The following is an 8,898-nucleotide window of genomic DNA, read 5'->3' on the forward strand; positions in this document are numbered from 1 at the left end:
TCGACGCCGGACAGGACGTCCAGATGGGCGTCGCCCCCGAACGCCGTGCCGGCCGTGAGATCGATCGCGATGCGATCGACCGAACCGGAATAGTCCGCCGTGTCGGCGCCGTCGCCGCCGAGAAGGGTGTCGACCCCCGTCCCGCCGATCAGATGGTCGTCGCCCGCGCCGCCGTCGAGGACGTCGTCGCCGCCCATGCCGATCAGCTCGTCGTCCCCGGCTAGGCCGGTCAGACGGTTGGCGTTGGCGTCGCCGGTGAGGAAGTCCTTGAACGCGCTGTTGGTGCCGATCAGGTTCTCGATCCCGGACAGGACGTCCAGATGGGCGTCGCCCCCGAACGCCGTGCCGGCCGACAGATCGACCGCGATGCGATCGGCCGAACCGGAATAGTCCGCCGTGTCGGAGCCGTCGCCGCCGCTGATCGTGTCAGCCCCGGCCCCGCCGGCAAGGGTGTCGTCACCCTCTCCGCCGTCGAGCGTGTCGTCGCCGGCGTCGCCATTGAGCGTATCGGTCCCGAGGCCGCCGGTCAGAACGTTGGCGACGTGGTTGCCCGTCAGCAGGTCGTCCCCATCGCTGCCTGTGGCCCGCTCGATGGTCACGCCGTTGGCGATAGTAAACCCGCTCCAGGCTCCCAAAGCGTAGGAGACCCGGCCGCCGCCGCCTTCCTCGTACTGCAGTGTCGCGGCCCGCAGATCGATATTGGCGTTGCGCGCGCCGGTGTAGCGGATCTCGTCGTCGCCGCCGCCGTCCCAGATCGTCGAATAGAACGTCCCGGCCTCGTTGACGTCGTCGATCACATAGACGTCGTCGCCGGTCGCCCACTCCTCGTTGACGCCGTACTTGTCCTGCAGCACCGCGATGTCGAGCGCGCTGAGGGTCCCGACCCAGCCGAAATGATCGACTTCCGTCCCGGTAATCCCGCCCGAGCGGGGCCGGCCATGGCCGTCCGGCGCGCCGCCGCTCTCCAGTCCTTCGTACCAGCCGTCGTTGTAGGACATGATGGTGTAGATCTGCTGGCTCAGGCCGTAATCGCCGAACTGGCCGCCGATGGCGCCCTCGACCGGGTCGTCGCTCGGCTCGGCGCCGCGCATGACGCCCGAGCGGCCGCCGTTGTCGTGCGGGTGGGCCATGCCGTGTCCATGGCCGAGTTCGTGCAGCAGGGTGGGGAAGTAGAAGCCGCCCTGCGACACCCCCTCCTCGGTCCAGCGCACATCGCCGCTGTTGATCTCCATCTGGCCGGCGTTCTGCTCGCCGGGAGGGCTCATGCGGCCCAGCAGGCTGGCGCCGACGCCCGGCGTGCCTTCGTAGGTGATGATCTTGATGTCGGCTTCCGCGCGGTCGTAGACCCGCACATATTCGATGTCGGCGACCTGCTCGTAGATGCCGAAGGCCGTCTCGAAGGCCTGCATCTCCCAATCCTGCATGCCCTGGGCGACGATGTTCTCGGTCAGCCCCGGGTTGGTCGGATCCTCGCTGACGAAGACGTCCCCGGTCTCGGCGAAATAGTAGGTGATGACGTTCTTGCCGACGATCCCGTAGGGATTGTTGTCTATCGGGGTTCCGCCGTTGGCCACGCCGTTGTCGGTCCGCGTGCCGTTGTCGCCGTCCGGATTGCGCGACGAGCGCGTGAACTGGCTGCCCCAGTCGATCGCATGCAGCGGGCTGTCCGGCGAATAGAAAGGCACATAGGCCGACGGGTCGGAGGCGTCGACGCTGGTGACGAAGACTTCGTAGTCGCCGACGAAATCACCGGTCGTCCCGTTGGTCGCGTCCTGGTCGTAGGCGCGGGCGTTGATGTAGAAGGTCCCGGTGCTCTGCGCCGTATAGGTCAGGATGGCGTCCAGGCCCGACGGCGTGTTCGGCCCGCCGCCGTCTGCCGTGACCACCAGATTGCCGAGGCTGTCGTACAGCTCGATATAGGCGTCCGCCAACGGCACCCCGCTCGGCCCGCCGGTCACCAGGAAGACGCTGATGTCGTAGGTCTGCCCCTCGACCAGCTGGACGGAATAGAAATCCTCGTCGCCCAGGGTGTCGATGGTCGAGACGAAATGCGCCCCGTCGACGGTGAGCACCTGCGTCGTCGAGGTGTCGCCCGGAATGGCGTCGGTGGTCACCAGCAGGGTCGGCGGCTGCACCGGGCGGGGCCCGTCGCCCACTCCGCCCTGGAAGAAGTCGGTGTAGCGCTTGCCGCACCCGCATCCGCACCCGAGGCTCCAGCTTGCGACCTCGCCCGCATTGTCGTTCGCGGCCAGGGACAGCGGCGTGGGCGATACGCCATGCAGCGCCGTCGACAGATCGAGTTCGGCGAAGGCGAGCGGGGACACGAGACGCGTGTCGAGCACAGCCGCGCGCGCGGCTCCGGAAACAGCAGCCATGGGACAACCCTCCTGGTGGGCTGTGGCCTGCGCCAGCCGCGGGCCACGCCTCTGATGGGCTCAACGACCGGCGGTCGGAGACCGCACGGTTCATCGGGCGTGAGACGTCCGGGGAGGCGGACGCGCGCCGGCTCTCCGATCGCCGCCCCTCCCGGGCGGTTGGCTGATCGGCGCGATCCAGCGGCGAGGTTAACCAAAAGACCCCGACTTTGGTTCCCGGAGCCGCGACAGGCCCATTCCGCCCCCTCGCCTTCACCCCCCGTTAACCATGTCAGCGCATCCCTGAGCCCCTGTTCCGGGGCTTTCACTTGCGCAATCTCGCCGCCGCTGTCGAAGCGATCGACCCGCTGGTCGTCACCGGCAAGGTCGCCGGCGTGAACGGCCTGCTGATCGAATCCCGGGGCGGCCTGTCGCGCCTCGCCGTCGGGGCGCGGGCCGAGATCGCCCGCGGACGCCTCTCGCCCCTTCCCGCCGAGGTGGTCGGCTTCCGCGACGCCAAGGCCCTGCTAATGCCGTTCGGTCCGGTCGAGGGGGTCGCCCCCGGGGCCGACATCCGCATCGTCTCCTCCGCCGCCAGCGTGCGCCCGACCACCGCCTGGCTGGGCCGGATCATCGACGCCTTCGGCCAGCCCATCGACGGCAAGGGCCCCCTGCCGACCGGCCCGGCCGCCTATCCCCTGCGCGCGCCCCCGCCGCCGGCCCACTCGCGCGGCCGGGTCGGCGAGCGTCTGGATCTCGGCGTCCGCGCCATGGACGTCTTCACCACCACCTGCCGGGGCCAGCGCCTCGGCATCTTCGCCGGCTCCGGCGTCGGCAAGTCGGTGCTGCTGTCGATGCTGGCCCGCCAGGCCACCTGCGACGCCGTCGTCGTCGGCCTGATCGGCGAACGGGGCCGGGAGGTGCGCGAGTTCGTCGAGGAGACCCTGGGCGAAGATGGCCTGAAGCGGGCCATCGTCGTCGTCGCCACCTCGGACGAACCCGCCCTCAAGCGCCGCCAGGCCGCCTATATGACCATGGCCTGCGCCGAATTCCTGCGCGACCAGGACCTCGAGGTCCTGTGCCTGATGGACTCGGTCACCCGCTTCGCCATGGCCCAGCGCGAGATCGGCCTCGCCGCCGGCGAGCCGCCGACCACCAAGGGCTACACCCCCACCGTCTTCACCGAACTGCCGAAACTGCTGGAGCGGGCCGGTCCCGGCCCCGTCCGCCCCGACGGCACCACCGCCGGGCCAATCACCGCCCTGTTCACCGTGCTGGTCGACGGCGGCGACCACGACGAGCCGATCGCCGACGCCGTGCGCGGCATCCTCGACGGCCACATCGTCATGGACCGCAAGATCGCCGAAAGCGGCCGCTTCCCGGCCATCGACGTGCTGAAATCCGTCAGCCGCACCATGCCGGCCTGCCAGACCCCGCCCGAGCGCGAGCTGAACAAGCGGGCCCGCCAGTGCCTCAGCGCCTACGCCAACATGGAAGAGCTGATCAAGATCGGCGCCTACCGCACCGGCGCGGACCCGATCGTCGACCGCGCCATCGCCCTGAATCCCGCCCTTGAGGCCTTCCTCGGACAGGATCACCATGACGTGACGCGGCTGGCTGATTCCTTTGACCGTCTGGAAACCATTCTGAATCAAGGAATGGTGCAATGATCGGAGACGCACGATGACCGCCTGGGCCCAATCCCTGATCCGCATCTCCAACTACGAGGTCGAGACGCTGCAGAAGCGCCTCGCCGAGATCACCGCCCGACGGGCCTCCGCCGAAATGCGCATCGCCGTGCTTGAGGCCGAGGCCGAGATCGAGCAGGAGCGCGCCCGCGACGACGCCGAGGCCGGGATGCTGCTGCAGGCCTACCTGAACGGCTGGAAGCTGCGCAAATCCGCCGCCGAGGCCGATGTGGTCGAGATCGAGGCCGAGGAGGAAGGGGCCCGCGACGCCCTCACCGGCGCCTTCGGGGAGCTGAAGAAGTTCGAGCACGTGGCCGAGACGACGCGGCTCAAACGCCTCCTCGCCGCCGGCAAGCGGGAGACCGCCGCCTTCGACGAATTGGGCCTGAGGCGCCGTGCGGGCTGACCCGCCCCGCCTGAACCGCCGCGCCCTCCTCGCCGCCCCCATAGCGCTGGCCGCCTGCGACCGTTTCGCCGCCGTCCAACCTGCGGCCGGTCCCCTCGCCCCCTCGCTGAAATCCATCGCTCCCTTCCCCGTCGGCGCCACCGGCATGACCGGCCAGCTGGACGATCCCGTCTGGGTCGCGGCGATGCGCAATCACGTCGACCAGATCACCCCCGAATGGGAGCTCAAGCCCGAGCGCATCCTGCAGCCGGGCTTCGCCTTCGACTTTTCGGCCTCGGACCGGATGGTCGACTGGGGCCGTGAACAGGGGCTGCGCGTCTTCGGCCATTGCCTGGTCTGGTATTCGCAGGGGCTGGACCATTTCACCGACGCCCTGCCCGCCGCGCGCTTCGCCGCCGAGTTCGACCGCTATGTCTCGACCGTCGCCGGGCGCTATCGCGGCCGCATGGTCGGCTGGGACGTCGTCAACGAAGCCGTGGCCGAGGACGGCGACGGCCTGCGCGACTGCGTCTACGCCCGCAGGCTGGGGCCCGAGGCCTACATCGTTCGCGCCTTCGAACAGGCCCGCGACGCCGATCCCGACGCCGTCCTGTTCCTCAACGACTACAATCTCGAGAACATCCCGACCAAGGGCGCGACCTTCCTTCGCCTCGTCGAGCGCCTGCTGAAATTGGGCGCCCCGATCGGCGGCCTGGGAACCCAGTCGCACCTGAATATCGAGATCCCGGCGGGTCAGATCACGACCTTCATGCGCGACGCCGCCTCTCTGGGCCTGCCGATCCACGTCTCGGAACTCGACTTCCCGATGCAGCGCGACGGCGGCCGGATGCCCGACCTGCGCTCCACCGCCGAACGCCGCGCCCAGCAGATCGCCCGTGTCGGCGAACTGGCCGAGGCCTTCATGGCCCTGCCCGAGCGCCAGCGCTTCGCCTTCACCACCTGGGGCCTGCGCGACAACGACAGCTGGCTGGTCCGCGAAGAGGGCAAGAACCGCCCCGACGAAAGCGCCCTGCTGCTCGACGCCGAGGGCCGACCCAACCCGGCGTATCAGGCCGTCGTCGACGCCTTCACCGGACGCGCCGGAGCCTAGATCGCCGCCGCCTCGATCCCCGCGATCTCCAGGTCTTCCAGCAGCGCCGCCACAGCCGCCTCGACCGCCTCGGCGTCGCGTCCCCGCACCACCAGATTCGTCCCGATCTCGCCGACCGAGCCGTGCCCGAACGGATAGCTGCCGTAGCTGATCTCGCGGTTCGCCCGCGCCGCCGCGCTCAGGATGTCGGCCACATCGCCCTCCCCGACCCGGGTCACCCGCACCGTCCGCGCATGCACCACCGCCCCCGTCCGCAGGCGCGGCGCCACGTCCTCCAGCATGGCCGTCATGATCTTCGGCACCCCGGCCATGACGAAGACATTGCCGATCTGGAAGCCCGGCGCGTCGGTGACCGGATTGGCGATCAGCGTCCCGCCCTCCGGGATCCGCGCCATCCGCCGCCGCGGCGCATTGAACTCGACGCCATAGCGCCGCTCCAGGATCGCCAGCGCCTCCGGATGCTCCGGCAGCCCGACCCCGAACGCCGTCGCCACCGCATCGGCGGTGATGTCGTCGTGGGTCGGCCCGAGGCCGCCGGTGGTGAAGACATAGTCGTGCCCCGCCCGCAGCGCGTTCAGCGCCTCGACGATCTGCGCCTTCCGGTCCCCGACCGTCCGCGCCTCCATCAGATCGATCCCCAACGCCGCCAGAAACCGCGCGATGGCGTTCAGATTGGTGTCCTGCGTCCGTCCGGACAGCACCTCGTCGCCGATGATCAGGACGGCGGCGGTGGGAGAGGATTCGGTCATGGGTCCACGCTAGACTGTCGCAGCCCGGCGGTCATCGTAACGCCTTGAGCTTGTGTGCTATGATGGCCATCTGAATTCGACCCGACCCCGACCGAAAGCCCCCGATGTACGAGACCCCCGAACTGGACAGCGACGCCTTCGTCCGCACCCACGAAATCCGCGTCCACGACGACGAGGCCTTCGAGGGCATGCGCAAGGCCGGCCGCCTGGTCGCCGAGGCGCTCGACATGATCACGCCCTTCGTGGTCCCGGGCGTGACCACGGGCGAGATCGACGACCGCATTCGCGAGTTCACCCTCGACCACGGCGCCCTGCCCGCCTGTCTGGGCTACAAGGGCTATGAGAAGACCGTCTGCACCTCGATCAACCACGTCGTCTGCCACGGCATCCCCGGCGACAAGGTTCTCAAGGACGGCGACATCGTCAACATCGACCACACCGTCATCGTCGACGGCTGGCACGGCGATTCCAGCCGCATGTACCCGGTCGGGACCATCAACGCCCGTGCCAGGAAGCTGATCGACGTCACCTATGACTCGCTCGAGGCGGGCCTGGCCGTCATCAAGCCCGGCGCCACCTTCGGCGACATCGGCTACGCCATCCAGCAGGTGGTCGAGGCCAACCGCATGTCCGTCGTCCGCGACTTCTGCGGCCACGGCATCGGCCGACTGTTCCACGACAGCCCCAACGTCCTGCACTACGGCCGCCGCGGCGAGGGCGCGACCCTGAAACAGGGCATGTTCTTCACCGTCGAGCCGATGGTGAACCTGGGCAAGCCGCACGTGAAGGTCCTGTCCGACGGCTGGACCGCCGTCACCCGAGACAAGTCCCTGTCGGCCCAGTGCGAGCACACCTGCGGCGTGACCGAGACCGGCGTCGAACTGTTCAGCGCCAGCCCGGCCGGCCTGTTCCGCCCGAAATTCTGATCCGGCGGCCGGACGCCTCCGGCTGACTGGACGTTCCTCTTCTGTTCTGGCAACGTGCGGCCGTCCTTTACGGAGGCCGCCATGTCCGCCGTGCTGCCCTTCCCGATCCCGGCTCCCGCACCGCGTCAGGTCGCGCCGTCCGCCGACGTCGTCCCCATTCGAGGGGCCGGCCTGTCCGGCCACCGCGAGCGCCTGCGCGACCGGGCCCGCCGCGCCGGCCTGTCGCACCTGCCGGACTACGAACTGTTGGAACTCTTCCTGTTCCGCAGCCAGCCCCAGGGCGACGTCAAGCCGGTCGCCAAGGCCCTGCTGGCCCGGTTCGGTTCGCTGGCGGCGGTTCTGGCCGCCTCGGTCGAGGACCTGATGACCGTCAGGGCCGAGGATTCCCGGGGCCGGACCCGCGGCGTCGGCGCCGAGACCGCCCTCGACCTCGCCGCCCTGCACGAGGTCGCCCGCCGGGTGACGAAGGAAGAGGCCGGCAAACGCACCGTCATCTCCTCCTGGACCGCCCTGCTGGCCTACGTCCGCCTGTCGCTCCAGCACGAGCCGCGCGAGCAGTTCCGCGTCCTCTATCTCGACAATCGCAACCAGCTGATCCTCGACGAAATCCAGAATCGCGGCACCGTCGACCATGCCCCGGTCTATCCGCGCGAGGTGGTGCGCCGGGCGCTGGAGCTGTCGGCCAAGTCGATGATCATCGTCCACAACCACCCCTCGGGCGACCCGACGCCGTCCCGTCCCGACATCCAGATGACCCGTCAGGTCATCGAGGCCGCCCGCGCGCTGGAGCTCTCGGTCCACGACCATCTGATCGTCGGCCGCGACGGCGTGGCCAGCTTCAAGCAACTGGGGCTGATGTGAACTGCACTTTTTCCGCTCATCCCGGCGAAAGCCGGGACCCAGTGCTTTGGGTGATGCGTCGTTCGGTATGAGCCGCTAACGATTGTCCTGAGGCACAGCGCCTGGCTGGACAGAACTGGGTCCCGGCTTTCGCCGGAATGAGCGGGGTAGATATGAAAACCACCCGACGCGCGATCCTCGCCACACCGGCCATAGCCCTTGCCGCAGCCGCCCAACCGGCCGTCCCCGCCGTCATGGTCTCCACCTGGGACTTCGGCGCCGCCGCCAACGCCGCCGGTCTGGCGGCGCGGGCCGCCGGCGGCTCGGCGCTGGACATGGTCGAGGCCGGCGGACGGGTGGCCGAGGCGGACGAGAGCAACAGTTCAGTCGGCCTCGGCGGCCTGCCCGACCGCGACGGCCGGGTGACGCTGGACGCCTGCGTCATGACCTGGGCGGGCGACATCGGCGCCGTCTGCGCGCTGGAGGACGTGGTCCACGCCGTCTCAGTGGCCCGACGCGTCATGGAGCGCACGCCCCACGCCATGCTGGTCGGCGAGGGCGCCCGCACCTTCGCCGTCGATCAGGGCTTCGAGACCCGCAACCTGCTCACCCCCCGGGCCGAGGCGGCGTGGCGCGACTGGCTGAAGACCTCGGAATACGCCCCGCGCATCAACAGCGAGAACGCCGACTGGAGCGTCCGGGGCATGCCTGGAGGACCGGGCGACCACGACACCATCGGCCTGCTGGCCATCGACGCCGCCGGGCGCATGGCCGGGGCCTGCACCACCTCCGGCATGGCCTTCAAGATGCGCGGCCGCGTCGGCGACAGCCCCCTGATCGGCGCC

8 protein-coding genes are annotated in these 8,898 nt (G+C 69.6%); 6 read left to right on the plus strand and 2 right to left on the minus strand.

Annotated elements, in window-relative coordinates:
- Window positions 1-2,375: matrixin family metalloprotease (locus tag RDU12_RS08505; RefSeq protein WP_308684442.1), on the minus strand; the 2,375-nt coding region annotated here is incomplete at its 3' end.
- Between the two features lie 308 nt (window positions 2,376-2,683).
- On the opposite strand from RDU12_RS08505, the gene fliI reads away from it, so the two are divergent.
- Genes fliI through RDU12_RS08520 form a run of 3 tightly spaced genes read left to right on the plus strand, consistent with a single transcriptional unit; the run spans window position 2,684 to window position 5,538 of the window.
- Window positions 2,684-4,024, plus strand: coding sequence for a flagellar protein export ATPase FliI (gene fliI / locus RDU12_RS08510; protein WP_308684443.1), 1,341 nt, complete (start codon window positions 2,684-2,686; stop codon window positions 4,022-4,024).
- A 13-nt stretch (window positions 4,025-4,037) separates the two neighbouring features.
- Window positions 4,038-4,448 carry a flagellar export protein FliJ gene (locus tag RDU12_RS08515; RefSeq protein WP_300291379.1) on the plus strand — a complete coding sequence of 137 codons (411 nt, stop codon included), beginning with the start codon at window positions 4,038-4,040 and terminating at the stop codon, window positions 4,446-4,448.
- The gene (locus tag RDU12_RS08520) at window positions 4,438-5,538 is read left to right on the plus strand and encodes an endo-1,4-beta-xylanase (protein WP_300291381.1); all 1,101 of its coding nucleotides are present in this window, start codon (window positions 4,438-4,440) and stop codon (window positions 5,536-5,538) included. Before RDU12_RS08515 ends, RDU12_RS08520 begins: the two co-directional genes overlap by 11 nt.
- Here RDU12_RS08520 and RDU12_RS08525 read toward each other — a convergent pair.
- On the minus strand, window positions 5,535-6,287 hold the full coding sequence (locus RDU12_RS08525) for a molybdopterin-binding protein (protein WP_300291383.1): 753 nt from the start codon (window positions 6,285-6,287) through the stop codon (window positions 5,535-5,537). The genes RDU12_RS08520 and RDU12_RS08525 overlap by 4 nt on opposite strands.
- A 104-nt stretch (window positions 6,288-6,391) precedes the next feature.
- On the opposite strand from RDU12_RS08525, the gene map reads away from it, so the two are divergent.
- The 3 genes from map to RDU12_RS08540 form a co-directional block, all read left to right on the plus strand.
- Window positions 6,392-7,213, plus strand: a complete 822-nt coding sequence (gene map / locus RDU12_RS08530; RefSeq protein ID WP_300291386.1) for a type I methionyl aminopeptidase — start codon at window positions 6,392-6,394, stop codon at window positions 7,211-7,213.
- Between the two features lie 81 nt (window positions 7,214-7,294).
- Entirely contained in the window at window positions 7,295-8,074 is a 780-nt protein-coding gene (gene radC, locus RDU12_RS08535; RefSeq protein WP_300291389.1) for a DNA repair protein RadC, read from the plus strand.
- A gap of 152 nt (window positions 8,075-8,226) precedes the next feature.
- Window positions 8,227-8,898 (plus strand): isoaspartyl peptidase/L-asparaginase (locus tag RDU12_RS08540; RefSeq protein WP_308684445.1); only part of this gene is annotated, 672 nt, incomplete at its 3' end.

It is taken from the genome of Brevundimonas sp. (assembly GCF_031082345.1).
GTDB lineage: Bacteria > Pseudomonadota > Alphaproteobacteria > Caulobacterales > Caulobacteraceae > Brevundimonas.

Coding starts and splice junctions, on each gene's coding strand:
- radC (WP_300291389.1), top strand. CDS start 7,295: ATGTCCGCCGTGCTGCCCTTCCCGATCCCGGCTCCCGCACCGCGTCAG.
- map (WP_300291386.1), top strand. CDS start 6,392: ATGTACGAGACCCCCGAACTGGACAGCGACGCCTTCGTCCGCACCCAC.
- RDU12_RS08525 (WP_300291383.1), bottom strand. CDS start 6,287: ATGACCGAATCCTCTCCCACCGCCGCCGTCCTGATCATCGGCGACGAG.
- RDU12_RS08515 (WP_300291379.1), top strand. CDS start 4,038: ATGACCGCCTGGGCCCAATCCCTGATCCGCATCTCCAACTACGAGGTC.